This window comes from Burkholderia sp. IT-111MI5 (genome assembly GCF_949752865.1).
GTDB lineage: Bacteria > Pseudomonadota > Gammaproteobacteria > Burkholderiales > Burkholderiaceae > Burkholderia > Burkholderia pyrrocinia_C.
In genome coordinates this window covers 217,962-243,502 of the sequence record NZ_CATKIF010000001.1, presented here as the reverse complement: position 1 = coordinate 243,502, position 25,541 = coordinate 217,962, and the positions used below count along the sequence as shown (strand labels likewise).

Below are 25,541 nucleotides of genomic sequence, written 5' to 3'. Positions count from 1 at the left end.
GTCCGCTTAGGAGGATCTGCCGATGAGCCAGCTTGTTCGGATTGCGCCGGGCGTCGTGTTCTCCGTCGATGTCCTTGGTGCCGAATGGGCGCGCAAGTATCGGCAGACCAACGCGCATGTGAGTTCGAGTGAGGATCCGGAACCCGGACACCAGTCGAGCCGAACTGCGCCGGAAAGCAACCCTGCGGCTCCCTCGAGCATGCCGGACCAGATGTCGTTGTTGTAGGGAGCGATTCAGGCCTGACAGAACTAACGTGTGGGGACGTCTGGCTGCGCACTGTCCGGGCACCTGAAACAACTTCCGTCAACAGAATCAAACTAGGCTTGAGATCAGGTGACACCCACACGTCGCCCGATGCCCGTGCCGCGCAATCGGGATGCCGTCATCCGTCATCGAAGCATCACCCTCCTCGATGACATTCGGTGAGACGCTGGGGTGCTGCGGACAAGAGACAAGGTCACCTTTGCGAGATACAAAGCGACCATCGAAGCTCATCTTCGTTGACCCGGTTTCGACCTTGCCGCCATGGTCAGTGGCATCCCCAACTCGAATCAGATTAATCACTCAGGTTCCTTAAGTTTGTGATCTCCAGACGTGTTGCTCGCGCGTTATCCATCGTCAACGTCGTGCCCAGAAACTGCTCAATGCCCCACCCCGTTCGAAATTTCACTTCGACAATCCTGAATGAAACTCATATTCTCGAGTGGGGCTTGGCAACTTGCATCATTGCTTGATCGAGATCTGATCGGCTTTGATCCAACGAAGCAAATGTTTACCGGATGCGTTAACGTAGTCCACGTAGGCCCACCCAGTCGGAGATTTCTTCAGTACGGTTACGACATCATTCTGGACGAGATAGGCTCGACTTGCGGTCGCGTCGTCGGGGGCGGTAAACAGAGTCGCTTTAGCTACCGATACAGTGGCGGTCCGGCCTTCTGCGTTCGCTTCTTGGACCACTGGCTTAACAGCAGAGGCGCCGGAGTTTTTCGAAAGAGCCGCTTCGATCAAACGCGCATCGTTTGTTGCACCTTTAATGCGCAAAGCAGCTTCAATTTTTCGATAAGACTCCCGGTTACTCGACGACAATGGATCACAACGAAGTAAATTGTCGGCACCGGAATCGTCTCGAACAATTCCGTCGGCTGGCCGCCCAGCCTCAATAGAACTTAAGACATTGCTCGCCGACGGACGATCGCTCTTCAACATCGTGGAAGTTTGCTCGTCCGTTCCCCATTGAGCAGGCTGACCAGCTTTCCAGCCTTGTCCACATATTTCACCCGTTTGATTTGAGGTAATGCATCCCGTGCTTACCTCGATAACTGGGCAAAATTCCTGACTCAGGACAGACTCCGGTTTCCCTTGCCCTTGCCATACCGTTCCAGCTTCCACTCGCCCGATGACAACATATTGGCCAGACGGCGAAATGTTAGCGGTATTGGGCGGCTCAACCTCTGTGCCTTCAGTGTTCTTTTCGCCTGAGCGCGGCAACAGACCGAACGTCGTTCCGTCCGGCAACGTGAATATCGCACGCCTCCAAGATCGATTGGACAAAGGTGCCTTAGGGTTTGATGGATTGCTGTAGATGATCGCGCCACCAGCCGGTAAAGAAAACCGGAATGTCGACGATGATGTCTTGGCAAGTACGGGTGTCACAGTGGCAAGTGAAACGACGGCAGTTGCCACGCCGATACAAATAGCATGCATGGAGGCGAAGCCGAGCCGAAGATGGGAAGCCCCAGGTTTCATAGATTTTAACGTTACCTTTCTCAAGACGGCAGTCCGAGAGCACTTACTAAATGTTGATATCGCGTTCCCGCGACCGACACACCATTGACCACCGCCATACTGCGCGTTGGCCCGTAGTCCTGCAGGATACTGGTTTCGTACGTAGCCCTGTTTGCCCCCCATTCTGCCGGATTGCGCGATGCTTGCGGATGGTTCTTGAAGAACCGATCCAAAGAAGCCTGCATACTTCCTGCCGTCGCACCAGGATAGTTGACGTCCTGGTCCAAGGCGGTAGCACGACCGAGGGGTGATTGCAAATAATCCTTGATCCGATATGGATAGCCGCTTGGAGACTTGTTGATCGCCTGATTGAGGCGATCAACAAAGTCCTTGATTTGCAGTTCTTGGTATAGCGGCGACGATACCGCGTGGGCCATCGATGCGACTGGCGGACACTTGATCACCTTGCCCATTGTATCTTTCGAACAATCGCGACGTAGCGCGCGATAGAGGTCGTCACCGATAAGCCGAACGCCATTCGTGAACGTCGGATGTGCGTAGCCCAATTCCGAACTGTCACCCGACCCATTCACAGTCCAGCCACAGTTGGCAAAGTACTGTTGGTACGCATCTGGCTGCGTATCTCGGAATGTCGCGATCTGAACAGCTAACTCCCCCTTGCTCGCCGAACCGCGAATGATCTTCTGCATCGCCCCAGCGCTAATGATCGCAATATCAATTGCTTGAACGGTATCCACACAACCTTCATTCTGAGCCATGGCGCGAAGAATCTTCTCTTCCACCTCGCCTAAGGTTCCTTTGGCACGCATTGTTGCTAGCGCTGGGCAATTGCCTAGCGAGATTTTTCCCGAATGCTGTGGCCCGTACCACGGATCAGTCTTGGTATGCATAAAGCGCGTTCCGGTAACGGTCATGCAGCAACCGCAATCGCACTCACCCCCACTCTGAACGAAATTCCCGATCAAGCCGATCGGATGGAAATGCCATGGCTTCGGGTCCTTCGGAAGGATTTTTACGTCAGTACATTGAACGTCCTCCCACCATTGCAGCTTCTTGATTCGCTCCATTTCGTTCTGCCACTTCCAAGGCACGGCCTTCATGAGTGGGGTGATTTCTTCCCACTGCCCCATGTTGCCGCCCCATTCGCTCTCACATTTGACGACCATGTGCGAGATCGCTTCAGCCAACCAGGTCGTCTCCTGTGCCTTAGCCAGTTCGGCCGCGGTCACAGTACCATCGTGATTCGCATCAATGGCTTTTTCGAGTTTCTGAATGAGGTCCGTGGCAGCCAGTTTGTCAGCGCTCGGTTTGAAGTCGGCCTGGTCTTCCTCCATTGCTAGCCCTGCGACAAACAGATATCGCTTCGACATATCGGCCATTGTTACCGAGCTGTTGTCGACGAGTTCGAACCCCGGCCAATCCCAAGGGCTACACAAATTTACCTTGGGATGATCCTTCTCACGCACCCACCCTTGAAGTGACTTTCCATCCTTCGTACCAACGATCACGTTCCACCAGCGTTTTACTTTTCCGCTCGCATCCTTGTCTTCGCGCGCGACATCTTGCGGCGCCTTTCTATTGAGATCGGCGACCCGGAAGACGTCACGGAAGTCTGTTCCGGGACCGTCCGCCAGGCCGACCTTCAGCGGAAAGTTTTTCCAGCCCTTGACGGGCGCCGTCGTAGTCTTATTGACCAGATTGCTTTCGACCCAGAACGGATCACCGGTCGGCGTCTCGGTCGGATCCTGCTTTGACGGCGGCTTCGCCTTGGACTTCTTCCCCTTGCCAGCAGGAGTAGCCGGCGCCGGCTGGGCAGCAGGAATGGTGACGGTCTTGGGCTGTACCTTGACCCATCGTGATTTCGGATCGCTGACCGGCACCAATTTCAAGTTCGCCTGCTCAAGCGTGTAGTCAGGATCGGGAATCTTCGTGACAAGCTTCGCGCCCGTGAGGATTTCCAGAAACGGCTTATCCGAATCCGTATCCGGCAACTCCTTCGCGCGCGCCTGACTCTTTGCAATGAACGCCGGCAATTCTGGCCCCGCAAATACTTCTAAATGCAACAACGGTCGACTCGGCTGCGGGGGACTCAGCTTCGCCTCTCTGTAGCGCTGATATTGACCGATATGGGCAATGACGTCGCCCGCATTGACGTGGAATGGCTTCTTCAACACGACCACCTGATCGAGCGGTCCTGGCTGGGGAATGGCCTCAAGTTCCGACTTAAATACGTAGCCCCAGGGCATTTGCTTGTCAGGTGGATGCCCCATACCCATTAGCAGTATCTGTGGTCACTGTTAGCGGAATCGTCACATAGACTGAAGGTCGAAACTCCGCACACGACTGGGACAGCAAAAAATTTCGTCACAAGACATCAGAAACGGCAAAACCCGCTGCGCGGCTCTTGAGCCTAAGCGGGTGTCCGGGATTCGTTGGGGGGCCGGATCAGGTTGAACCCAAGTAGGCAGGCACGGATCCTCCGTGCCCCGCCCCGGCGGGGCTTTTTTAATCAGACGGCTGTTTGCTCGTGCCGAATGGCTTCTAGTGCTGCACGAACGAGAAAACCGCTACGCGTTTCCTTGTGGGCCTCCGCGAAGGCGTCAATCTGTGTAAGCACGAAGCGCGGCAAACTGATATTCACACGCTCTGGCTTCATATCAAATTTCGAAGGATCAATATCTACGACAGCCCAAAATGAGCCGGCATAGTCCGGGTTGTCGCGAAGTTCCTCAAACGACGTGGGCTCGAAGCGAACTTCGTCCCCCGCCTCGACGGAAGTTTCAACCCATCCCTCGATAGCCTCTTGCGTGTTTTCGAGCGCTTGTTCGAGCGTCGTGCCCCATGAGTTGCAGCCCGGAAAATCCGGTACGACAACGCCATAATCGGTGCCCTCTTGCTTGTCGACAGCGACGAAAAATCTCACATCCAACTCCTTGTTTGGAACCCGCTGACCGGTTGCGGCCCTCGGGGTCCGTTGTAGCCACCGGCCTTACTGCCCGGTGAGTGTTAAACCAGATTGCCTCTCGATGCTTTTCAGCGTCGCAATCGTGAGGTCTTTCTCTGGATGCGGCACCGTTACCGTGCCTGGCTTGCTCGGATGCCTGAAGTGATGGTGACTACCCTTCACCCGCTTCTGCACCCACCCGTCCTGCTCAAGCCGCCGTATCACTGTTCTCGAATCCATAACGCCGCACCATTTCCTTCGCCAAAGCTGTCGCCATACACACCCCTTTTCGCCTCACCCGATGTGTAGTCTATACACACCATGGAGAAATGCAAGGCAAATTTGTGTACCCGGTGTGTAAAAGTGCCAGCCGAGTCAGATCAGTCGGGCGGTGCGACGTTAGCGCGGAAGAAGCCTTTCCAGCTCATGGAGCGGCGCTGTACGGGCCATCATCTCCTCGCAGGGAGCCCCCGCCTGCCTTCGGGGCGAACGAAGTGCGGCCCTAGCTGAAAAGTCCCCGCGTTGCGTTGACCGCGACAAGCGGCCGCTGACCCGTTCGCAGTTGCGTCGGGTGCCACGGTCGTTGCTCATTCAGTTCGCGGATCTAACGGGGCGAGTGGGCCTCACAATCGCCGGTCCATACCATGACAGCGGTGGCCTTCGTTTGGCCTTCGTCGATCGACCTCATCCCTGACTTTTTCCCGGTGATCGGGCTGCTCGATGACGCGATCTGGTGCCGCCCGGCATCCTAGCCGCGCCCACACTTGTGCCGCTTGGAATCGTGGCTGAACATCGCGCTGCAGTGCGCTGACCACCGATCGCCTCGTCAGCCGAGGGACGGCGGTAGTGATCGGCCTGAGATGGTTGGCAATACTCGCGCTGGCTGCCCGGTTCGAGTTCCGGTCTTACGGACCAGACTGTTCCCGTGGCCGACTGGCCCGGCCCACGGCATCGCACGGCCGTACACACGACTTCAGTCGAGCCTTAAGCGAAGCTTTAGTTGTGTGAGCGGCGCATGATTTGCGGGCCCCGGAGATTGTCCCAAAATGAAGGGTAACATAGCCCTTAATATGTTTCCCGTCATTTCAACAGGTCCGACATGGCGCGGACGCGAGCCGTCATGGATCAAGAGTAAGAAGCTTGAGCGCTTCCTCATCGCCACCTGAGCTTAACCACGAGCATCAAACCAAACGCCGGTCGTCGGTTTGGCGCGATAGCGGCAACACGTCACTACTCGTCAGGGACGTGTCAGGAATGGGCTCTCCGACAGTCACGTTGGCTGCTGCCTGCCGTTGCTTCTCCCGAAACGCCTCGCGCTTCGTGCTCTGCTCCGCAATGAACTGCATGAGTTCGCTTTTCAGATCGGCATCCGGCACGATCGGCTTCCATGGCACCGCGTCATGCCTCGCACGCGTCAAGTGGGATAGCTCCAACGCCCTCACCGCAGCCTTCGCACATTCGAATTCCACTTCCGCGCACCAGTCGATCGGATCGCCGTATTCCCACTCCGCGGACAGGGACTGACGGATCGAATGCAGCGTGGCCGGAAACTCGCGGAGCTGAGAGGCAACGTTGTGTTTCAACCATTTCCAATCGATCGGCTCCGGGAATACGAACGGAGGTAACGCAACGCCACGGAGCGGCTCATATGTCTGCAAGCGGACGGCCTCCTCCGTGGCCCAGTCAGCGCGATGCATCATCGATCGGGCTTCCCGCGCATAGCTTTCCAGCGACAGCGCGACCGTCAACGCGACATGCCGTGCTTCGCGCCTGCTGACCCTGGCCTCCCGCAATTCATTCCAACTCAGCGTGACGACCGAGCTCACAACGCCGGCGACGCCGCCAACTTTCAGCAGATCCATCCAGCCGCTCTGCTTCAGATACTCGATCCACTGAAGCGCCATACCGCCCCCCATGTCCTTACGCCGGCCCCAGTATACGGGGCGGCTACCTTCCGATGCCCATGTGGTTCCGAGCAAGAGTAAACGGAAGCGATCGAATGCCCAAATTCTGACCCGTTTCGGGCTTACCGCACCCTTCGCCCCGAAATCCAATACACCTCAATCAATTACGCTCCGGCCGCGACAGTTGTTCACAGCGTTGCCCCCAGAAACTGTGAATAACCGGGGCTTCGTCATTCTTCCCGTGAAACTCCTGCCTTGGCCTGCGCCTGGCACCCTATTTCCTGCCCTGTCCCGCGACCGTAGCCAAGCGCGGGACGGCATCAAGGGGCGAGGGACCGGGTTGCCCGCACCATCCCTCGCCTCCTTCCTTGACACCGTCCCGCGCTCGGCTCCTTGGATCGCACGGGCAGGAAACAGGGTGTCAGGCAAAAGCAAAAGCCAACCCCGAGTTCCACCGGGAGAGTTTTTCCGCGTAAGCGGCAAGGTCATCCCACAGCCCGCCGTTCAACCCTTTTTGCTGTGGAGATTGCCGTGCAACTCGCTTCTTCTTTCCATTACAGCTCCCCGATGCTTCGGGCCGACTCGCCTCTGTCGGACGATCAGATTCGCTGCGTTGCCCCGTCCATCTTCGGCGACGGCAAGCACGAAAGCCGCTCGGAGCGCTACACCTACATTCCGACAATCGACGTATTGCGAGGCTTGCGTAACGAAGGATTCCAGCCGTTCATGATCTGCCAGACCCGCGTGCGCGATCCGGGCAAGCGCGACTACACGAAGCACATGCTTCGCCTTCGCCACGCCGAGCAGATCAATGGCGACGAAGCCAACGAAATCGTGTTGTTGAACTCGCACGACGGCACGAGTAGCTATCAGATGCTCGCCGGCTTGCTGCGTTTTGTCTGCCAGAATGGCATAGTTGCGGGCGACAACGTCGCCGATATTCGGGTGCCGCACAAAGGGAACATCATTCAGAACGTCATCAATGGTGCGTTCGACGTGCTCGACGGTTTCGAGCTGATTCGCGAACAAAAGGAAGGCATGTGCGACGTTTCGCTGAACCGTGACGAGCAGCATGCGTTCGCCCGCTCCGCGCTCGCGCTGCGCTACGATCCAACCGATGCCGAGGCGCCTGCCCCGATCACCGAAAGCCAGTTGCTCGCTCCCCGCCGTTTCGAGGATCGCCGCGACGACCTCTGGACGGTGTTTAACCGGGTGCAGGAAAATCTCACGAAAGGCGGGCTGCATGGCCGCTCGCGGACCGGGCGCGCGATGTCCACACGCCCCATTACCGGAATCGATCAGGACGTAAAGCTCAATCGCGCCCTGTGGATGCTGGCCGACGCCATGCGCCAAATGAAGGTGTAAATACCGTAGGGCGGCATCGCGTCGCCCTGCTCAAACAAAACTCGTCAGGATAACTGTCATTTTGTCCTGACAGGCTCTCCTTGAGTCCGTCGTATGAGTCATATCACGGCTACCAAACGGCAGTTGGCAAAGTCTTCGCGGCTCCCGAATATTCTCACCGACCGGGTCGTTCCAACCTCGTGTAACAGGCGCGCGAACGTACCGGGCGACCTCACCGCGCCAATTGCGCATGAGCTGTCAGCTTGGCGAACATCGTGCCGTATATCGCACGCCAGCGCAGCAGTTCCGCCCGCTCACCCATATGCATCGTTTGCGCCGCCTTTCCGACCGACAGACGCTGGCTACGCAGCTCGTCCGCGACGCGATCCGCAAGATCGGGAAAATCCAACGATTGGCCTTGTGCTTCAACGGCGTTGCGCAATTGCGAGTCTCGATAAAGGGTGAATTTATCTGGTGAACCAAAGTAGCCGTTGCGCACAACATGCGTGATTGCGTTCGGGAACGTCGCGCCGAACTTGAGCAGCAATTCGAGACTATCGCGTTGCCGGTTGATGACCCACAACACGACCAGACGCCGGGCGAGCTCATCGAGCGCGCTAGCGAGCGTTCCTCCGTACTGCTCGACACCCGCCTGACTCCGGGCTGCCGTGTTGACGACAACGATCGCGTCCCGGTGCGTATCGCAGAAGTTAACAAAGTCGATCCAGCCGCTGACGTCGTCCAAATTACATGACGCGCACTCGATTTCAGCATGGACCGCTTTCATGACATCAGGATTGGACGTGTCCGTCTCCACCAGCACGACGTTGATGTCCGTGCGTTGCAGATCGTCGACCAGTGCCAGCGTCACAAAACTCTTGCCGACACCACCCTTGCTACCACCAACCATATAGATGGGGGGATTTTGCCTTGCCATGTGAGACCTCTACAAGTTCTCGGTATCCGGGCTGATCGGAAATCCAAGAAAGCCCTGTACCTGTTGCCCCGGCCTGGTTGTCCCCGTGTTCTCTTTCTGCTGCAATCCCGTGCGCGGCGGGTTGTCGCGTGACGCATTGGCCCGTGCTGACTTCCTGCCTCGAGCAGGCGCTGTCGCCTGCTCTCGTGCCGTGTCTCGATTGCCTCGCCGAACCCTTCCCTTTCCGTCCGCACGGCGCATCGCATATCTCAGCGAATTGAGATTCACGTCGATGCCGTCTTGCGCGGCCTGTTCTATCAGTTCATACAACGTATATCCCTTCTCCCGCGCCGCCACGATCTGTGTCTGTATAGATTTGACACCGTCCCCGACCTTGACAGGTTGCGCGTCTTTCGGTTTTTCCGGCAGCGCATCCAGCCTACGACCGAACGCTGCCCACTGTCCTCGAGTAAATCTTCTGGCAACCGACATGACGACCTCCGACGCACACCCTTCACTGCATCTTGCGCACGCGTTTACGCTCCGTCAACCCTCGTTCTATGTCGTTTTCGAAGCAAACAGAATGTAGAGGAATGCATAGGAATATGACGGAACAAGAAATATTTTTGCTCTCGTCAGACGCCTCATCTGACTTCTCATTCGCGCGCGTATGGACACGAATTGCAGTGAACACTGCTGCCCGTCGATTCGCGCTGAATAGCAATCCACAACGCATTCGATGCCACCGGCGCGCACTCGGCATTCACCTCTTCTGCCCGGCCCTTTCAACGCCAGCGCTACACGCGCGCACCGGCGTTACGCAGACATTCACCGTCGCGCCACTGCGGACCAAACTCGAGTACCACCGGCACGACGCGACGCGGTGCTTCGGACGCACCAATCACTCAAGACATGCTTTCCGGCATTCTCCACCCGTTTACACGTGATGCGCTCGGGATCATGCGATCGTGTATGCGGGGCTCACTTCTTCACACCGCTGCATCAAACGCGCCGCACACGGCAATTACACGGACGCGATTTCAGAATGCGCATGGCTTGCACATAGCGCATACGGAAGTCACGATCGGCCGAGAAAACAAGATGAAAAATGAGTGACTGCAGGATAGGCTTGCGCCGGTTTTGGGCGCCATGTGCGCAATCACACGTCGCATTGGTTGAGGAATACCGGAGATTTTCGTGGTGGGTGGATGCATAAGCGAGATCGTGCGAGACGTAACGCGATGCTTGACCACGTACCCGCGACCGAGCATGCCGCGGTATTGGAGTAGCGCAGGACATGCAGCCACTGCCGGCGCTCTGTGCTTTAGCCGGTGTTCCTGGTGATGAGCCCCGAACGCGGGCGGTTGATGGAATACTTGGTCGCCGTCAGCCGACTATTTGCACACCGACGATTCGGAACCGCACACGGGTTTGCCACGATCTACTCTACCGCCGACTTGTCGACGATACCCCGCTTCGATCGCGTCGACTCGATACAATCCGTCGACAAAGTGAAGCTTGGTGCTGGAGAAACACCTCTCCGACACGTTGGGGCCTCGCACCAACGCTCGCAGAGAAAAATCGGTAGTACACCTATTGCGGCGGAGACAGCGCAATCGCCTCGATCAACGTCAAAATCGCCTCACGTTTGCGCGCGTCGAGCGCCCGAAATCCGGAGACGATTCGCTGCTCGTCGGGACTCTCTAGACGCGCGCCTTCCTCGCCGGTCAGGACATAACAGATATCCACGCCAGCAGCCGCGATCGCACTCAGGTAATCCGAGTTGGGTCGTCTCATCCCTTTTTCGTACTGAAATTGCGCATGTTTCTGGACCCCACCGAGCGTCGCCAGCTCGGTCTGATTCAGCCCCAAACGCAATCGTTCCCTTTTCAGGCGCGCCTCGAAATCATCCATTTGATATTCTTTTTCCTTGACAATATATCAAACGACTCTAAACTGGGTTTCAGAGGTATCCGATTGCTAGCGTATCGCACCACGGCGGAGGAGACACTCCTGTCCTCAGGCTGACCGCGATCCCTTGATACGGAGGCTGTATGTCATTCACCTATGAAATTTCCGGGGCCTTGTCCGTCTTGGACAACTTCCGGCACTACCATGCCCAGCAATTCGCCCAAACGATTGCCGACCCTGCCGACATTTACTTCGCGACCGATGCCGTCACGCATTCGCTCGTCATCCGCATTCGCGGCACATTGACCGACAACGAAGCGGAGACCGTCGAGAACGCACTTGGGGAATTCTCCCAGAAATGGGCACGGACCGGCAGTATCTTCAGACGAGTGCGCTACGGAGAGCCGTCGTGTGTGCCACTGGGCTTAGCCCTGCACGTGGAGTTGCTCAAAGAACTCGCCGATGAGCACGTCCAGTTGGAAGCCTTTCTCCAACGCCAAGCGCGGATTCTCGAACAGTTTCGACCGGTGGTGACCTAGAGCGCAATAGCACCGACATCCCGGCGCTATCCGACATGCTGGGCGAGTCCAATGATCGGAGGTTCAAAATGGAAGAACCGGCCCCGTACACTCTGACCGGCGCACTAGCCGTGTTAGACGATCTGGAAGACGAGCAACTCGATAGGGTATCTCGCCATCTGGGCGGAATCGCCTCGGTGCACCTGAGGCACGATGAGATAGCGCACGCCGTCTCGCTTCACATTTCGGGCACACTGATGCGCGACGACGTACGCTACATTGAGCAGCGCGTCGAGCGATTCGCCGAGGAAAACGCCCGAGCCGCTGCGATTCTCCTGAGCGAGTGGAACGGCGAGACAAGCGAACTCGTCGTGGGCATGAACTGGGACGCCCAATGCCTGATCCGTCTTGGCGCAGTACAGGAACAGCTCGCGAAGCTCACGGAACGATATTTCGACTTTCTGCTGCGACTCGAACCGCCCGACTCTCCCGCTCGCGGCAACCCACTTATGTGTGTCTCCGTCGACATCGAAGACAAGCTGGCAAGAAGATAGTCAACCTGACGTCACGGCCTTAACGCCGCATCTCGCCTCGGTCGTACAACGTTCTATTACTGAATCGCCCCCCCTCAGTTGGCCATCAACAAGCTGCGCACTCGCCTTTTCCTGCACGAGCGCCTCGCGCTGCTGACGGATCGTCGAATGCGCCTAGTTGAATGCCAGCACCTGCCTCGGCCGCTTCGCATCAAGCTTCACGATTGCACGTGCGTCGTCGACTGAAATCGACTCGGGTGTGACGGTGCCTACAGGCGACTTTTCAAGCACCCGTGCGGTCGCGACCGGCTGGCCCGAGATCTTGCCCTCCGTCACTGGCGTCTTGAAGCGAACCCACGGCAGTTCCCCCTGCATCCTGGCTGGCCGCGATGCTGTTTTGACGTGCAAGCCCTTCAAACGACTTGCCGGCCTTCAATTCGCTCAGCACGGTCGTGGTCGCTGCGGCATCCCTGACGACGATCAGACGCGGCTTGTACTCATCTTTGCCGAGCAACCCGAGTCTCGTCGTAACGCGACTTTACCCGTGGGGTTCCGCCAGTTCGACGGGCCGAAGCAGGTCGTCGGCCGAGTGCAGCCCGTGGCTGTCGCCGCCAGAAGCGGACTTTCGCGCTCCCAGCGCTGGCCTCCGCCGGGCCGCTTACGTATCAATACGGTTTGGACCGAGAAAGGAAGCGGGCCGACCGCTTAGCTGAGATTGACGCGCCGATTAAGCGGATATTATGGCATTTCGGAAACCGGAGCGAAACATGGTTTCCAGACTCCAAGGAGCGGTAAGCCCGCAGCCATCGATTGTTGAAGTCAACCGATACGGATAGTATGGAAGATACCCCGGAGCATCACCGAGCACGATCCGACTTCGTTCGGCTATTCGTTCAACGCCAGGTCTGCGCGAACACAGCGTCGAGCTCGCACGAGAGGGCCGTGCCAAGAACGATGATGCAATTCTGGCACGCTGGGGATCAGATCCCTTCAGACGTCATGAATTGCATGGAGTCATGGAAGCGACTGGCACATAGTGGCTTCAGATACTTGTTCTTTGACAGAAGCGACGCGCGTGATTTTATAAGCCAAAGACTCGGCGGGCGATACACTGCTGCATTCGATTTGTGCTACCACCCAGCGATGCTGTCGGATTACTTTCGCCTCTGCTTTATCCTTAAAGAAGGCGGATTCTATATCGATGCTGACGACGTGTATGTTGGCGGAGACGTCGAGGACTTGTTCGATGATGGGCGATTGAAGCTGCAGCCACTCTGCTATGACAATGCGACTGGATCGATGGTGTCGCCATCGCTGTTCGCGGATGCAGTCAATCATTCGCCGGACTGGATCTACTACCTCAACAACACTCCTCTTATCGCACCACCACACCACCCCGTTATTAGCAAAGCGCTTGAGGCCGCGACGTCGCGGCTAGAGCATATCGCAGACAGGGCTCTTCCAGAAATCCAATCGACCACAGGCCCCGGAAACCTCACCAAATCGCTCTTTGAACTGGCGCAAGAGTGTCCTGGGATCGAATCGACCGTACGGGTATTGTGGGACTGGGATTCCATTGGCAGCACACAATGGCACCTGAGCTACAGGAACGACTCTCGAAACTGGCGTCTATCCAATCAACGACAACATCGTGACGCGGAATGAATCTATCCAAACCTCTCCGTACGATCCAACGGATTTTCTATTCTGCATACCTACAAGCCCGTTTCCTTCTACCACGCCAGCGATGTATTTCCTTCGCGTACTCAGACACGGCAATCGAACACGGTATCGGTCGAATATATGTTATCAATCTGGATCGGGAGGCAGCCCGATGGGCGGCCATCACTCGGGAACTGAAACACGTTCGCAACGCCTCTGGGCAGTCGCTCGCGGAAAGCGCCACAAGATTCGCGGCGATAGATGCTCGGAAATTTCGCGAGGACGGACATTCGAAAGCTGAAATCTCCGGGCAATACACGCTCGCCGATCAATTGTTCGTCGAACCTCAGCCTGACGCTATGCCCGACAAGCTCGAGCTTGAGCGCCCCATCCAGATGAGTCCAGCCGAAATCGCGGTTGCTCGTTCCCACATTGGTGTTTGGAAGTCGATCGCAGACGGCACCGATTCGTTCGCCCTAGTTCTGGAGGATGATGTTTGGTTTCACCGCCACTTCGCTGGCGATCTCGACAAGGCATGGGCTGAGATGCAACTTGCAGATGGTGGTGCGCCGCAGTTCGACTTGTTATACGTGTCCTTTAAAGAGGTCAAGCACGGGGCTCGAAAACAGTTCGTCTCACAAAGTGTCTTTCGGCCCGAACGCGGTCTCTGGTACTTCTCGGGATACGTTCTTTCTCGACGAGGGGCCGCCAAATTGCTAGACCTGCTTCCGTGTCGAGGTCCGGTCGATTTATGGATTAATCACCAGTTCGATAAGCTCGACGTTCGGGCGATCCGACACTCCCGAATTGGCCAGCGGCTCGATTTCAACTCCGCGAATTCCTACTCCATTCTGCCGTCACTTGCCAAGATTGGTGTCATCGATAGTGAAGGCGCCTCGCTGTTCCATGGGGCTCCCAGGGAGCAGCCGGTATTCGCGTTCTGCGCGGAGGGCACAGGAGCATCTTCATTGGCCATGGCCCTATCAATGCTCGGATACCGTTGCTGCAGCGACCTGGATGAGATACCGCAGGAAGAACTGACGCACTTAATCGCTGGAAGCACCGATCGCGTCTTCAATGCATACGTCAATATCGGATCTTTGACTAAGCATATTGAAGTGCTTCGGAAGCGCTTTCCTCAAGCGAAGTTCATCGTAATAGTAGGGGAGACCGAAATCCCGTCAACTGCGACACTGGGAATTTTAGAGAGTTTGGACGGCTCGGATGTCGTGCAGTTGTGCGCCGAGACGTCGAAAACGTGGAACGTCCTGTGCGAACACCTTAGGTGTGCCCCTCCGGTGGACGCCTATCCGCGTTTGGTGGATGTCGGACAGCAGGCTCTGGTCAAGGAGTTCTCAACAGCAAGGATCGGCCGATTTGGCAAGGAGCAGCTATGGGACCGCTCTCCGTGGGTGATCCAGCCGCGCCGCGATTGGCATGGAATTCGGTGCAGGCCTCCGACCGCCCTACAACCTGCAAAGATGCCACGCCTGACCATCCGGGATAACCTGCAATTCATCGACGCGGAATTATGGGAGATAAGGGACGATACATTTCCGGGGAATTTAGGGCTGTTTCGTCCACAGAACGTTGTATTGCGCAGGGAGTCCGGCGTTTCACTGGTTGTGAAACCAGAGCCCCTAAAGGTTCGCAACTTTAGTGCTGCCGCCCTATCGAGTCGGCAAAGATTCCAGTTCGGTCGATTCGAGATTGAGATGCGGGCCACTGGGGTGCCTGGTCTGGTAACGGGCTTTTTCTTGCACCGCGACTCGCCTCGACAGGAGATCGACATCGAAATCGTAGGGAATCGACCCGATCAGCTATTAGCCAATGTCTTCTATAACCCAGGGCAAGAGGGTTCAAAGTTCGATTATGGATATCGAGGCGCGCCTACCATCATTCCCCTCGGATTCGATGCATCCGACGCTCTACACGAATACGCGATTGAATGGGATCCGTGGGAGATCAGGTGGTTCGTCGACAATCGGCTCGTTCACTCACGAGGCAACTGGAACCCCACGCCGATTCCGCACCTTCCTATGACGCTGCACGTCAACACTTGGCCAACGCGCTCGCGCGAACTGGCTGGACATCTACTCCAGCGCGCACTGCCAACCGCGTCTGCAATTCGATCAATTAGCGTCGATGCCTGCCTCGCCGAGACGGATCAGCTCGCCGATCAGCCGCTGGAGTCGCCCCTCACGTAACGGTACTTGGTCCAACCGCTCGGAGGCCGCTCTCAATTCCATACCAGTCACCGGCCGACGGAACGATCAACGACTGTTTGGGGATCGGCAACGGCCGGCCGCATCCGTCGGCACCCGGCCATGAAGTGACGTTCGCATTCGCCGCCAATGGCTATCCAGGGGCGGCTCGCGTGCCTGACCAAACGTATATGGTGCCTACTCACCGTCCCAGACCGGGTAGTGAATTGTGTAGACCTAGTGTAGACCTAACGAGACAAAGGGAACTGGGGCACATACAAAAAGCACGTAACCCATTGATTTTATTGGCCCGCCCTACACGATTCGAACGTGTGACCTACGGCTTAGAAGGCCGTTGCTCTATCCAACTGAGCTAAGGGCGGTCGAGGAGAAAAGACACGGCCTGACGCGGACCGCATTTGGCGCGGGGTTTTGAGTAACGGCAACGACAGCGGCAACAGCACCACCCAACTCAACGCCCCGAAACAAAACGGGCCCGGCATGAACCGAGCCCGAAATTATACCCGATCATCGCGTCACATCACGCGAGACCGGCCATCGCGGCATCAAACCGGCTGCGGATGCAGCATGAACCAGCCGAGACAGAACACGCCGGCGATCACGCAATACACGCCGAACGACGCGAGCCGGCCGCGCCCTTCGAAATAGCGCATCAGGAACCGCACGCTCAGGTATGCGGCGATCGCCGTCAGCACGCCGCCGAGCAGCGCATCGGCGAGCTGGTCGCGCGCATGGAACAGCTTCGGCAGTTCGAGCACGCCCGCCGCGAAGATGATCGGCGTGCCGAGCAGGAACGAGAACTCCGCCGCCTTCTCGGCCGTCAACCCGGCGACATTGCCGGCGATCATCGTCAGCCCGCTGCGCGAGAAGCCCGGAATCAGCGCGCCGATCTGCGCGAGGCCCACGAAGAACGCCTGCTTGAACGTCATCTTCTCGGGCGCCTGATGCGCGCGACTGCGCTGGATGCGATCGCCGAGCCACAGCAGCACGCCGTTCACGATCAGCGCGATCGCGACGATCCGCAGGTCGTGAAACACGCGTTCGATGCGCTTCTCGAGGAGCAGCCCGACGATGCCGGTCGGGATCGTGCCGATGATCAGTGCCCACATCAGGTGCCCGTCGTCGTTCTTGCGGCCGCCGAGCTGCGCGAAGAAACCGCCGATCAGCGCGACCCAGCGCGCGCGGAAGTACCACAGCAGCGCCAGCGCGGTGCCGAGATGGAGCGCGACGAGGAACGGCAGCAGTTGCGGCGCGTGCTTGTCGATATGCATGCCGAACAGCGCCGGCACGAGCAGCGTATGGCCAAGGCTGCTGACGGGGAAGAGTTCGGTGACGCCCTGCAGGACGCTCAGGAATACCAGAAACCAGAGACTCACGCGTCGGTCCTTTTAGTGGAGATTAAGCGGGAAGAAAGACGGACGACGCAATGCGCGTCCGAAAAAACGCGCCCCGATTATGCCGAGCCAGGATTACTGCGCCAAGGCATTTGGCCGGATATTGCGGCAATGCACACAAACGCTTGCAATTTGTAAGCACGCAGAAAGCAAAAAGCCCGCCATTTGCATGGCGGGCCTTTCAACTCCGGCAGGAATTGCCGTCAGCGGCCGAGCTGATAGAAAAATAATACCGTGCTGCCGGTGAACATGCCGAACAGTGCGAGTCCCATTGCCATTGCCAGATCCATGGCCCCCTCCACGAAGTGTCATGACCCGGCAACATCACCGGTTTAGACGCATTATCCAGACCGTTGGCAGTGTTAAAAACTCGCAATTTCCCGAGAAGGGTTTTCCCCGACCCGCCGCGGCCCGATAATGGAGCGCGCCGTGTCCCGTCCACCCGCCCAACCCGATTCGCCATGCCGATCTTCCAGCAACACGACATTCACGAACTTCACGCCGGCCCGTCGCTCGTCCGGGTCGCCCCGCAATTCGGCGGCCGCCTGCTGTCATGGCACGTCGACGGCGAACCGGTCATCTTCTGGCCGGAAACGGCCGACTGGAGCAACCTCGCGCGCGTGCGCGGCGGCAATCCGCTGCTGTTCCCGTTCCTCGGCCGCCACCGCGTCGACGGCGAACTCGGCCGCTGGCGCGACGCCGCCGGCGTGGTCCGCGACCTGCCGATGCACGGCTTCGCGCGCGACCTGCCGTTCGCCGCGCATCCGTCGGCCGACGGCGCCGCCTTGTCGATGACGCTCGACGCGAACGATGCGCTGCGCGCGAGCTACCCGTTCGATTTCCGGTTCGAAACGACCTACCGGCTGGCCGACGCGCATACGCTCGAAGTCGCGCTCACGACGACCAATCGCGGCGACACGCCGCTGCCCTACTACGCCGGCCACCACTTCTATTTCGCGTTGCCGCACGGCGAACGTGCCGACACGACACTCGAGCTGCCACCGACACGCATTTGCCAGCAACGCGCAGACGGCTCGATCAGCCCGCTCGAACCCGGTGAAGCGCGTTACTGCCTCGACGATCCGGACATCCTCGATCGCTTCCACTGCCTCGACGGTAAGCCGTCCGCGCCGGTTCGCATCGTGATGCCGGGCCGCGGCCGTGCGATCGAGATCGCGCTCGACGTGCCGGGCTCGATCCCGTGGTACGCGGTCACGACCTGGACCGAAAAGCCGGATTCGGACTTCTACTGCGTCGAGCCGTGGCTCGGCCTGCCGGATGCGATCCACAACGGCCTCGGGCTGCGCATGCTCCCCCCCGGCGCGACCGAATCGGCCACGCTGCGGATTCGCGTGATCCCGCTCGCAGGCTGACAACGGGCGCGCCGAAACGGCGCGCGATGACCTCGACCGAGGCCCCAAACTGCGGTGCGTGGGTCGAACCCGTTAAAATCGGACGTTTTGTGTTGCCTGCCGCGTCGTGCGCGGCAGGGTCTTGCGAGGTTCAATGTTCGGAACAACAACGAAGCGACTCTTCGCAGCCGCCTGCGCCGCCCTGCTCGTCGCGTGCGGCTCCGCGCCTGTCGGCCCCGGGTTCTATCGCGTCGAGCGCGGCGATACGCTCTACAAGATCGCGCGCGACAACCGCACGTCGGTGCAGAACATCGTGCGCTGGAACCAGATGACGAACCCCGATGCGATCGAAGTCGGCCAGGTGCTGCGCGTCGCGCCGCCGCCCGGCACGACCACCGCATCGACGCCGTCGACCACCGGCACCGGCAGCGCGGGTCGCGCCCGCCCCGCGCCTTCCGCGCCGGTCGAATCGGCCGTCAAGCCGGCCACGAGCATTTCGCTGGTCTGGCCGGCGGCCGGCAATGTGGTCCGCACGTTCGACGGCTCGAAATCCAAGGGTATCGACATCGCGAACTCGCCGGGCACGCCGGTGATCGCGGCTGCGCCGGGTGTCGTGGTCTATGCGGGGAACGGGCTGCGCGGCTACGGCAACCTGATCATCCTGAAGCACAACGCCGACTACCTGACCGCATACGCGCACAACCGCGCGCTGCTGGTGAAGGAAGGCCAGTCGGTCACGCAGGGGCAGTCGATCGCGGAGATGGGCAACAGCGACAGCGATCGCGTCGCGCTGCATTTCGAGTTGCGCTACGGCGGCCGCTCGATCGATCCGTCACGCTACCTGCCGGCGCGCTGAGCGCACGGCAGCCGGCGCGCGATGCCGGTGTGCATCGCGTGCCGTCTCGGGCAAAATCGGGAAGGTCGAATCAGCGCTTGCGCAGACGGCCGGTAAACCGGCCGGACAGCGGATCGACGTGGCGGGCAAACGCCACCAACGCGCCGATTCCGATCAGGCTGAACCCCGCAGCAATCAGAAGCAAATCCATGGTCCTATCACTGTTGTGTCGTGATCTTATGCGTCATTGTGGAATCGTGCACTGAGCCGTGACTATCGGACGAGCCCGAACATTCCCTATCAGCAGTCACCATTGTCGATTCGTCTACATGAAACCCTGATGTAATCCGTTCGCCCGACGCCACGTTCGACACCCAGGAGACTAAGCGATGCTGCCCGCCGCCGACCGCTACGACGACCTGCTCTCCCGCTTCGGCTGGGCCGTTCCGGCCCGCTACAACATCGGCGTGGACGTCTGCGACAAATGGGCCGACGGCAGCGGGCGCCTCGCGCTGATCCACGAAACCGCGCAAGGCGACGTGATTCGACTCACGTTCGACGACCTGAGGAATGCTTCTAACCGGCTCGCGAACAGCTTTGCGCGCGCCGGCCTGCGACGCGGCGACCGGATCGGCATCTTTCTCGCGCAGGGCCCCGAAACGGCCATCGCGCATCTCGCCGCATACAAGCTCGGCGCGATCGCGGTGCCGCTCTTCACGCTGTTCGGCGTCGATGCGCTCGAATACCGGCTCGCGAACAGCGAGCATCCGCGCTCGTCACCGACGCGGCCGGCTACGCGAAAATCGCGCCGCTGCGTGCGCAACTGCCGGCACTGCATACCGTCTACTGCGTCGACGACGATGCGCCCGACGCGCCGGGCGTGCTGCACTACGACGCGGCGCTGGCCGCCGAAACGCCCGACTTCGAACCGGCCGATACGGCCGCCGACGATCCGGCGGTGATCATCTATACGTCCGGCACGACCGGCAAACCGAAAGGCGCACTGCACGCGCATCGCGTGCTGCTGGGCCACCTGCCGGGCGTCGAGATGTCGCAGCAATGCTTCCCGCGCGATGCGCGCCTGTTCTGGACGCCCGCCGACTGGGCGTGGATCGGCGGCCTGCTCGACGTGCTGCTGCCGTCCTGGCATCACGGCGTGCCCGTGCTCGCCCGCCGCTTCGAGAAATTCGACGGCGACGCGGCGTTCGCGCTGATGGCACGGCACGGCGTGACCCACGCGTTCCTGCCGCCCACCGCGCTGAAGCTGATGCGTACCGTCGCGGCACCACGCGAACGCTACGCGCTGTCGCTGAAATCGGTCGCGAGCGGCGGGGAATCGCTCGGCACCGAGCTGACGGCCTGGGGACGCGACGCGCTCGGCGTGACGATCAACGAGTTCTACGGGCAGACCGAATGCAACATGGTGCTGTCGTCGTGTGCGGCGCTGTTCGATGCGCAGCCGGGCGCGATCGGCAAGGCGGTGCCCGGTCACGTGGTCGCGATCGTCGACGCGGACGGCACGCCGCTGCCGCCCGGCGTCGAAGGCCGCATCGCGGTGCGCCGCCCCGACCCGGTGATGTTCGTCGAATACTGGCGCAATCCCGGCGCGACCCGCGACAAGTTCGCGGGCGACTACCTGCTCACCGGCGATACGGGCGTAATCGACACCGACGGCTTCGTGCGCTTCGTCGGCCGCGACGACGACGTGATCACGAGCGCCGGCTACCGGATCGGCCCGGGCCCGATCGAGGACTGCCTGCTCACGCATCCGGCGGTGCGAATGGCGGCCGTCGTGGGCGTACCCGACGCGACGCGCACCGAGATCGTCAAGGCGTTCGTCGTGCTGAACCCCGGCCACGTCGGCGACGATGCGCTCGTCAGCGCATTGCAGCCACATGTACGCACACGCCTCGCCGCGCACGAGTATCCGCGCGCGATCGCGTTCGTCGACAGCCTGCCGATGACCGCGACCGGCAAGATCGTGCGCCGCGCGCTGCGCGACGCGTAGCCGCCCGCCCCCCGCTCGGGCCGCCGGCCGGATGGTTTATAGTGGCGCCACGCAGTCTTTCCAAAAAACCGATGTCCTCTGAACGCCAATCCGCCGCGGGCGCGTCGCACAGCCCGCTCTACGCCAAACTCCTCGGCGAGACCGCCAAGATCGACTGGTGCGATCTCGAGCGCTTCTTCGCGCAGGGCAAGCTGCTGTCCGTCGCGCGCGACCTCGATCTCGTCAGCGTCGCGGAAGCGATCGCCGGCGACGAAGCCGAACAGGTCACGCGCTGGCTGTCTGCCGGCCTCGTCGCGCGCATGCCGGCCGAAACCGCGGCCGACTACGCGGCGCGCAACCCGGAGCTGTGGGCGGTCGTCGTGTCGCCATGGGTCTGCGTGCAGGAACGCGCCTGACGCGTCCGCCATGTCCGAATCCGCGTTACCGCACGGGGCCGGCACGGGTTCGGCCACCGTCACGCACCGGCGCGTCCTCGCGCTCGCCTTCCCGATCGTCCTGGCGAACCTGACCCAGCCGATCCTCGGCGCCGTCGACACGGCCGTCGCCGGCCACCTCGACGGCGCGCAGTATCTCGGCGGCGTCGCGCTCGGCGGGCTGTTCTTCAATTTCGTGTTCTGGGGCTTCGGCTTCCTGCGGATGGGGACGACCGGCCTCGTCGCACAGGCGCACGGCGCCGGCGATGATGCCGGCATCCGCCTGAACCTGCTGCGCGCGTTGATCGTCGCATTCGCGCTCGGTGCCGCGGTGCTCGCGCTGCAAGTGCCGCTGCTGTCGTTCGCGCTGACCGCGCTCGGCGGCAGCGATGCCGTCCGCGCGACGGCGCTCTCGTACAGCCATGCGCGGATCTGGAGCGCACCGTTCGCGCTCGCGAACTACGTCGTGCTCGGCTACCTGCTCGGCGTGCAGCGCGTCCGGCTCGCGCTGGTCGCGCAGGTGTTCATCAATGCGGTGAACATCGGCGCCGTGCTGCTCTACGTGTATGGCTTCGGCTGGGGCATCGCCGGCATCGGCGCCGCAACTGCCACCGCGGACGCGTGCGGCTTCGCGCTCGGCGCGTGGATGCTGTGGCGGCTACGGCCGCGCGGCCTCGGGCCAATCGCCGCGCGTGCGCTCGCCGACCGCGCGGCGCTCAAGCGGCTGATCGCGCTCAATCGCGACATCTTCCTGCGCACGCTGTGCCTGCTCGGCGCATTCGGCTGGTTCGCGCACCTCGGCGCGAAACAGGGCGACGCGACGCTCGCGGCGAACGCGCTGCTGCTGAATTTCCAGACCTTCATGGCGTACGGCCTCGACGGCTTCGCGCATGCGGCCGAGGCGCTCGTCGGCGCGGCAGCCGGCGCGCGCGACCGCCGCGCATTCCGGCAAGCCGTGCGCGTCACGCTGTTCTGGTCGGCACTCGGCGCGCTGCTGTTCGCGTTCGTTTACTGGGCCGGCGGCGGCTGGATCGTCGCGCGGCTGACCGATCAGGCCGAGATCCGTGCAGCCGCGCTGCGCTACCTGCCATGGGCCGCGATCTCGCCGATCGTGTCCGTCTGGGGCTTCCTGCTCGACGGCGTGTTCATCGGCGCCACGCAAACGCAATCGCTGATGCGCGCGATGGTCGTGTCGCTCTCGATCTTCATCGCGGCCACGCTCGCCGCCGTCGGCACATTCGGCAATCACGGCCTCTGGTTCGCGCTGCTGCTGTTCATGGCCGCGCGCGGCGCGACGCTCGCGCGCTATCTGCCGGGGCTGTTGCGGCGCATCGGCGCCGACGCGCACGCCGCACGCGCCTGACAGCCGTCCAGGCCGACCGTTACTGCACGGGCTTCGGCGGCGGCGCGTCGAGCATCGAAGGCGGCGTCATGTCGGTCGGCACGCCGTGATAGTCGGCCGGATCTTCCGGCGGGTGGCCGCGGCGGGCCTGACGAGGGTCGCTGGTGCAGCCGGCGAGAAGTGCTGCGGCCAGCACGGCCAGCATGAAACGGGTCATCGGGTATGGCTCCGGAAATCGGCGCGCCCATCGCGCGCCAGGACCGCGCCGAGTCTAGCGGAAATCCGGTTTCGGGGTCGCGCCGCGCATGTCCTACTATGTACGCATGGCGCTGTGCCGTGGAAAGGAGGCTGCCATGTCGTCTGAGGAAATTGCGGGCCTGATCGGCCTGTTCATCGGCCTGATGGTGCTGGCCGCGCTGTCGTACTTCGAGGCGCGCGAATACAAGCGCAGCCATGACGGCGAAGGGATGATCCACCACTGGATGGCGGAACACCACCTGCTCGACTGGCGGCGCAAGCACTAAGCGAGCCGCCCCGCCGTCCGGCCCGTGTCGAACCCGGGCCGCTCGCGAACGTGCCATCCCGTGGCACGGCAGGAACCGCGCATCGTCGAAATTAACAGGGCCGGATACACACACGTTGACCGAATACACGAACGCCGTCGCGCGGCAGGCTGCCGCACGACGGCGTTTGCTCGTGCACGCCCGGGACGGGCGCGCCGCGATTCGGATGGCTCAGCCCAGGAAGTGGCGGGCGTAGCGCGCGTTGATGTCGGACAGGCGGAACAGCGTCAGGAAATCCGCGCAGTTGAAATCGGGATCCCAGGCCGGCGCGCCGCAGATCTTCGCGCCGAGACGCAGGTAGCCCTTGATCAGCGGCGGCGGCGCCACGGCGACGCCCGTCTGCAGTTCGTCGACCGGCAATGCCGTGTGCGGGAACGCGCGGTACTCGGGTGCCGTCAGCGAGTTCGCCGGCAGCGACTGGTACAGGTTCGCAGCATAGTGGCCGCCGTCGGCCATCGACACGCTCGCGCAGCCGAGCATCGTCTCGTAGCCGTTCTGCATCATGTACGCGCCGAGGCCACCCCACAGCGCCATGATGACGGCGCCGCTGCGGTAGTCGCTGTGCACGCACGAGCGGCCGACCTCGACCATCTTGCCGCGCAGGTGCGTGAGGCGCGACAGGTCGAATTCGCCTTCGGCGTACAGGCGGCCGACACGCGCCGCCTCGTGCGGCGGCAGCACGCGATACGTGCCGACCACCTTCAGCGTATCGAGATCGCGAACCAGCAGGTGGTCGCAGTACGCATCGAACGGATCGACGTCGAGACCGGAGGGGCCGCTGACCTGCGCGCCCATCTCTTCGGCGAACACGCTGTAACGCAGACGCTGCGCTTCGCGCAGTTCGTCTTCCGTGCGGGCCCACGCGGCACGCAGGCGGTACTCCGATGTAACGGTTTCAGCAGCGCGCGGCAGGTGCCGCCGCGACGTGTCGAGGGGCAGCGAGGCAAAGGGGAGCGTAGGCGTCGGCAGTTCTCGCATTAGGCTTTCCTGGTCGTAAGGAATAAGGCGACATGCCCGCCAATGTAGTAATCGGCCGTGACCGTTATGTGGCACGACCGTGTCCTTTCAATGACGTGTCGCCGAATTGACTTTAGCAGAAAGCTTGCGAAGCCGTATGATGAATCCCGTTGATCCCCGTCAGGCCTGCTTTACACCAGTTCCGGCGTCAATACTGCCCGCAGCACGGCCTGCCGGCCGCCGTCACGCGTGCGGCTTGCGAGCCACACGATTCCGCCCTTCTTGACGCTCCAGCTGTCGTCGCTGCCGGCGATCAGTTGCGCGGCGACGCTGCCGAGCGTCGGCTGGTGCCCGACGATCACGACCGTCGGCGCGATGCCTTCCGGCCAGCCGGCCGCCGCCAGCACGTCGTCGACATCGCCGCCCGGCGCGAGCACGTCGACGGTCCGGTACTGGTCGGTCAGCGCCTCGACGGTCTGCACGGTGCGGGCCGCCGGGCTCGCGAGGATCACGGCGTTCGACTCGAGCCGGCCACGCAGCCATTTGGCCATCGCCTGCGCGTCCTTGCGGCCACGAACGGTCAACTGGCGCGCGAGATCGCTCGCCGCGTAGTCTTCGGCTTCGGCGTGGCGCCACAGGATCAGGTTCATCATGATGTTTTCCTTGCGTCGGCAAGCGGCCCCGCACGCGTGCGGGCCGGCCGATCATCGTACGAATTGTCGCAAATCGTGGCCGGTTCACCGCCGCGGCATTTACCCGCATATCGCGATTGACCGAATCAGTAATTAGACGATACAATCTTTGGCTCGTCGGAGCGTAGCGCAGCCTGGTAGCGCATCTGATTTGGGATCAGAGGGTCGTAGGTTCGAATCCTATCGCTCCGACCAAAGGAATCAAGGGGTTACGGTTAATACCGTAGCCCCTTTTCCGTTTCTGGATCCGCGAACCAGTCGCCGAGCTTCCCGGCTCGCGG

Annotated in this window: 25 protein-coding genes, 2 tRNA genes and 1 pseudogene; 13 read left to right on the top strand and 15 right to left on the bottom strand. The window is 60.8% G+C overall.

Features of this window, described 5'->3' with window-relative positions; genetic code table 11:
* Positions 1-313: 313 nt before the first annotated feature.
* From ACM6JT_RS01125 to ACM6JT_RS01105, 5 genes are all read right to left on the bottom strand, one after another.
* Positions 314-565 (bottom strand): PAAR domain-containing protein, encoded by a 252-nt coding sequence (locus ACM6JT_RS01125; protein ID WP_414855816.1) that lies wholly within the window; start codon positions 563-565, stop codon positions 314-316.
* A 159-nt stretch (positions 566-724) separates the two neighbouring features.
* Entirely contained in the window at positions 725-1,747 is a 1,023-nt protein-coding gene (locus tag ACM6JT_RS01120; RefSeq protein ID WP_414855815.1) for a hypothetical protein, read from the bottom strand.
* 20 nt (positions 1,748-1,767) lie between these two features.
* Positions 1,768-3,993: a hypothetical protein gene (locus ACM6JT_RS01115; RefSeq protein WP_414855814.1), complete on the bottom strand. Its 2,226-nt coding sequence runs from the start codon at positions 3,991-3,993 to the stop codon at positions 1,768-1,770.
* 263 nt (positions 3,994-4,256) lie between these two features.
* On the bottom strand, positions 4,257-4,670 hold the full coding sequence (locus ACM6JT_RS01110; RefSeq protein ID WP_012367238.1) for a type II toxin-antitoxin system HicB family antitoxin: 414 nt from the start codon (positions 4,668-4,670) through the stop codon (positions 4,257-4,259).
* Between the two features lie 66 nt (positions 4,671-4,736).
* Complete coding sequence (locus tag ACM6JT_RS01105) at positions 4,737-4,931, bottom strand: type II toxin-antitoxin system HicA family toxin (protein ID WP_012367237.1); 195 nt, start codon at positions 4,929-4,931, stop codon at positions 4,737-4,739.
* A gap of 404 nt (positions 4,932-5,335) precedes the next feature.
* Between ACM6JT_RS01105 and ACM6JT_RS01100 the strand changes: the two genes are divergently transcribed.
* On the top strand, positions 5,336-5,443 hold the full coding sequence (locus ACM6JT_RS01100) for a DUF1232 domain-containing protein (RefSeq protein WP_414855813.1): 108 nt from the start codon (positions 5,336-5,338) through the stop codon (positions 5,441-5,443).
* Between the two features lie 429 nt (positions 5,444-5,872).
* Here the strand turns inward: ACM6JT_RS01100 and ACM6JT_RS01095 are convergent, their stop codons facing one another.
* Positions 5,873-6,595 (bottom strand): hypothetical protein, encoded by a 723-nt coding sequence (locus ACM6JT_RS01095; RefSeq protein ID WP_414855812.1) that lies wholly within the window; start codon positions 6,593-6,595, stop codon positions 5,873-5,875.
* Between the two features lie 531 nt (positions 6,596-7,126).
* On the opposite strand from ACM6JT_RS01095, the gene ACM6JT_RS01090 reads away from it, so the two are divergent.
* The gene (locus tag ACM6JT_RS01090; protein ID WP_322084846.1) at positions 7,127-7,960 is read left to right on the top strand and encodes a DUF932 domain-containing protein; all 834 of its coding nucleotides are present in this window, start codon (positions 7,127-7,129) and stop codon (positions 7,958-7,960) included.
* 211 nt (positions 7,961-8,171) lie between these two features.
* Here ACM6JT_RS01090 and ACM6JT_RS01085 read toward each other — a convergent pair whose 3' ends face one another.
* The 3 genes from ACM6JT_RS01085 to ACM6JT_RS01075 all read right to left on the bottom strand — a co-directional run bounded on the left by ACM6JT_RS01085 (position 8,172) and on the right by ACM6JT_RS01075 (position 10,769).
* Positions 8,172-8,876: a protein mobD gene (locus tag ACM6JT_RS01085; protein ID WP_414855811.1), complete on the bottom strand. Its 705-nt coding sequence runs from the start codon at positions 8,874-8,876 to the stop codon at positions 8,172-8,174.
* A gap of 9 nt (positions 8,877-8,885) precedes the next feature.
* The gene (locus tag ACM6JT_RS01080; RefSeq protein WP_080938721.1) at positions 8,886-9,347 is read right to left on the bottom strand and encodes a hypothetical protein; all 462 of its coding nucleotides are present in this window, start codon (positions 9,345-9,347) and stop codon (positions 8,886-8,888) included.
* Positions 9,348-10,448: 1,101 nt separating this feature from the next.
* On the bottom strand, positions 10,449-10,769 hold the full coding sequence (locus ACM6JT_RS01075; protein ID WP_414855810.1) for a helix-turn-helix domain-containing protein: 321 nt from the start codon (positions 10,767-10,769) through the stop codon (positions 10,449-10,451).
* Between the two features lie 140 nt (positions 10,770-10,909).
* Between ACM6JT_RS01075 and ACM6JT_RS01070 the strand changes: the two genes are divergently transcribed.
* On the top strand, positions 10,910-11,305 hold the full coding sequence (locus tag ACM6JT_RS01070; protein WP_414855809.1) for a hypothetical protein: 396 nt from the start codon (positions 10,910-10,912) through the stop codon (positions 11,303-11,305).
* Positions 11,306-11,373: 68 nt separating this feature from the next.
* Positions 11,374-11,838: a hypothetical protein gene (locus ACM6JT_RS01065; protein WP_414855808.1), complete on the top strand. Its 465-nt coding sequence runs from the start codon at positions 11,374-11,376 to the stop codon at positions 11,836-11,838.
* 262 nt (positions 11,839-12,100) lie between these two features.
* Here ACM6JT_RS01065 and ACM6JT_RS01060 read toward each other — a convergent pair whose 3' ends face one another.
* Complete coding sequence (locus tag ACM6JT_RS01060; RefSeq protein ID WP_414855807.1) at positions 12,101-12,331, bottom strand: hypothetical protein; 231 nt, start codon at positions 12,329-12,331, stop codon at positions 12,101-12,103.
* A gap of 323 nt (positions 12,332-12,654) precedes the next feature.
* Between ACM6JT_RS01060 and ACM6JT_RS01055 the strand changes: the two genes are divergently transcribed.
* Positions 12,655-13,482 carry a glycosyltransferase gene (locus ACM6JT_RS01055; RefSeq protein WP_414855806.1) on the top strand — a complete coding sequence of 276 codons (828 nt, stop codon included), beginning with the start codon at positions 12,655-12,657 and terminating at the stop codon, positions 13,480-13,482.
* Positions 13,479-15,686 (top strand): family 16 glycosylhydrolase, encoded by a 2,208-nt coding sequence (locus tag ACM6JT_RS01050; RefSeq protein WP_414855805.1) that lies wholly within the window; start codon positions 13,479-13,481, stop codon positions 15,684-15,686. Before ACM6JT_RS01055 ends, ACM6JT_RS01050 begins: the two co-directional genes overlap by 4 nt.
* Before the next feature lie 303 nt (positions 15,687-15,989).
* Here the strand turns inward: ACM6JT_RS01050 and ACM6JT_RS01045 are convergent.
* Positions 15,990-16,066: transfer RNA gene (locus ACM6JT_RS01045), tRNA-Arg, on the bottom strand.
* 183 nt (positions 16,067-16,249) lie between these two features.
* Positions 16,250-17,080 (bottom strand): undecaprenyl-diphosphate phosphatase, encoded by an 831-nt coding sequence (locus tag ACM6JT_RS01040; RefSeq protein WP_034183295.1) that lies wholly within the window; start codon positions 17,078-17,080, stop codon positions 16,250-16,252.
* A 479-nt stretch (positions 17,081-17,559) separates the two neighbouring features.
* On the opposite strand from ACM6JT_RS01040, the gene ACM6JT_RS01035 reads away from it, so the two are divergent.
* The 5 genes and pseudogenes from ACM6JT_RS01035 (at position 17,560) to ACM6JT_RS01015 (ending at position 23,069) form a co-directional block, all read left to right on the top strand.
* A complete protein-coding gene (locus ACM6JT_RS01035; protein ID WP_414855804.1) occupies positions 17,560-18,471 on the top strand; it encodes an aldose epimerase in 912 nt (303 codons plus the stop codon).
* A gap of 133 nt (positions 18,472-18,604) precedes the next feature.
* Entirely contained in the window at positions 18,605-19,306 is a 702-nt protein-coding gene (locus tag ACM6JT_RS01030) for a peptidoglycan DD-metalloendopeptidase family protein (RefSeq protein WP_034183293.1), read from the top strand.
* Positions 19,307-19,674: 368 nt separating this feature from the next.
* Positions 19,675-21,293, top strand: a pseudogene (locus tag ACM6JT_RS01025) (acyl-CoA synthetase).
* A gap of 71 nt (positions 21,294-21,364) precedes the next feature.
* Positions 21,365-21,688 carry a DUF2288 domain-containing protein gene (locus ACM6JT_RS01020; RefSeq protein ID WP_034183291.1) on the top strand — a complete coding sequence of 108 codons (324 nt, stop codon included), beginning with the start codon at positions 21,365-21,367 and terminating at the stop codon, positions 21,686-21,688.
* A gap of 10 nt (positions 21,689-21,698) precedes the next feature.
* A complete protein-coding gene (locus tag ACM6JT_RS01015) occupies positions 21,699-23,069 on the top strand; it encodes an MATE family efflux transporter (RefSeq protein WP_414855803.1) in 1,371 nt (456 codons plus the stop codon).
* A gap of 19 nt (positions 23,070-23,088) precedes the next feature.
* On the opposite strand, the gene ACM6JT_RS01010 is transcribed toward ACM6JT_RS01015, so the two are convergent.
* Entirely contained in the window at positions 23,089-23,265 is a 177-nt protein-coding gene (locus ACM6JT_RS01010) for a hypothetical protein (RefSeq protein WP_165948090.1), read from the bottom strand.
* A gap of 136 nt (positions 23,266-23,401) precedes the next feature.
* Between ACM6JT_RS01010 and ACM6JT_RS01005 the strand changes: the two genes are divergently transcribed.
* Complete coding sequence (locus ACM6JT_RS01005; RefSeq protein WP_174419115.1) at positions 23,402-23,572, top strand: hypothetical protein; 171 nt, start codon at positions 23,402-23,404, stop codon at positions 23,570-23,572.
* A gap of 210 nt (positions 23,573-23,782) precedes the next feature.
* Here the strand turns inward: ACM6JT_RS01005 and ACM6JT_RS01000 are convergent, their stop codons facing one another.
* Positions 23,783-24,589 carry a GNAT family N-acetyltransferase gene (locus ACM6JT_RS01000; protein WP_034183288.1) on the bottom strand — a complete coding sequence of 269 codons (807 nt, stop codon included), beginning with the start codon at positions 24,587-24,589 and terminating at the stop codon, positions 23,783-23,785.
* Between the two features lie 170 nt (positions 24,590-24,759).
* On the bottom strand, positions 24,760-25,221 hold the full coding sequence (gene sixA, locus ACM6JT_RS00995) for a phosphohistidine phosphatase SixA (RefSeq protein WP_034183462.1): 462 nt from the start codon (positions 25,219-25,221) through the stop codon (positions 24,760-24,762).
* 157 nt (positions 25,222-25,378) lie between these two features.
* Between sixA and ACM6JT_RS00990 the strand changes: the two genes are divergently transcribed.
* Positions 25,379-25,455: transfer RNA gene (locus ACM6JT_RS00990), tRNA-Pro, on the top strand.
* The last annotated feature ends 86 nt before the right edge of the window (positions 25,456-25,541 follow it).

Excerpts from the sequence above, each read along its gene's own strand:
- ACM6JT_RS01120 (WP_414855815.1), bottom strand. The coding sequence starts at position 1,747 with ATGAAACCTGGGGCTTCCCATCTTCGGCTCGGCTTCGCCTCCATGCAT.
- ACM6JT_RS01115 (WP_414855814.1), bottom strand. The coding sequence starts at position 3,993 with ATGCCCTGGGGCTACGTATTTAAGTCGGAACTTGAGGCCATTCCCCAG.
- ACM6JT_RS01105 (WP_012367237.1), bottom strand. The coding sequence starts at position 4,931 with ATGGATTCGAGAACAGTGATACGGCGGCTTGAGCAGGACGGGTGGGTG.
- ACM6JT_RS01100 (WP_414855813.1), top strand. The coding sequence starts at position 5,336 with ATGACAGCGGTGGCCTTCGTTTGGCCTTCGTCGATCGACCTCATCCCT.
- ACM6JT_RS01095 (WP_414855812.1), bottom strand. The coding sequence starts at position 6,595 with ATGGCGCTTCAGTGGATCGAGTATCTGAAGCAGAGCGGCTGGATGGAT.
- ACM6JT_RS01085 (WP_414855811.1), bottom strand. The coding sequence starts at position 8,876 with ATGGCAAGGCAAAATCCCCCCATCTATATGGTTGGTGGTAGCAAGGGT.
- ACM6JT_RS01080 (WP_080938721.1), bottom strand. The coding sequence starts at position 9,347 with ATGTCGGTTGCCAGAAGATTTACTCGAGGACAGTGGGCAGCGTTCGGT.
- ACM6JT_RS01075 (WP_414855810.1), bottom strand. The coding sequence starts at position 10,769 with ATGGATGATTTCGAGGCGCGCCTGAAAAGGGAACGATTGCGTTTGGGG.
- ACM6JT_RS01070 (WP_414855809.1), top strand. The coding sequence starts at position 10,910 with ATGTCATTCACCTATGAAATTTCCGGGGCCTTGTCCGTCTTGGACAAC.
- ACM6JT_RS01065 (WP_414855808.1), top strand. The coding sequence starts at position 11,374 with ATGGAAGAACCGGCCCCGTACACTCTGACCGGCGCACTAGCCGTGTTA.
- ACM6JT_RS01055 (WP_414855806.1), top strand. The coding sequence starts at position 12,655 with ATGGAAGATACCCCGGAGCATCACCGAGCACGATCCGACTTCGTTCGG.
- ACM6JT_RS01050 (WP_414855805.1), top strand. The coding sequence starts at position 13,479 with ATGAATCTATCCAAACCTCTCCGTACGATCCAACGGATTTTCTATTCT.
- ACM6JT_RS01035 (WP_414855804.1), top strand. The coding sequence starts at position 17,560 with ATGCCGATCTTCCAGCAACACGACATTCACGAACTTCACGCCGGCCCG.
- ACM6JT_RS01030 (WP_034183293.1), top strand. The coding sequence starts at position 18,605 with ATGTTCGGAACAACAACGAAGCGACTCTTCGCAGCCGCCTGCGCCGCC.
- ACM6JT_RS01020 (WP_034183291.1), top strand. The coding sequence starts at position 21,365 with ATGTCCTCTGAACGCCAATCCGCCGCGGGCGCGTCGCACAGCCCGCTC.
- ACM6JT_RS01015 (WP_414855803.1), top strand. The coding sequence starts at position 21,699 with ATGTCCGAATCCGCGTTACCGCACGGGGCCGGCACGGGTTCGGCCACC.
- ACM6JT_RS01010 (WP_165948090.1), bottom strand. The coding sequence starts at position 23,265 with ATGACCCGTTTCATGCTGGCCGTGCTGGCCGCAGCACTTCTCGCCGGC.
- ACM6JT_RS01005 (WP_174419115.1), top strand. The coding sequence starts at position 23,402 with ATGTCGTCTGAGGAAATTGCGGGCCTGATCGGCCTGTTCATCGGCCTG.
- ACM6JT_RS01000 (WP_034183288.1), bottom strand. The coding sequence starts at position 24,589 with ATGCGAGAACTGCCGACGCCTACGCTCCCCTTTGCCTCGCTGCCCCTC.
- sixA (WP_034183462.1), bottom strand. The coding sequence starts at position 25,221 with ATGATGAACCTGATCCTGTGGCGCCACGCCGAAGCCGAAGACTACGCG.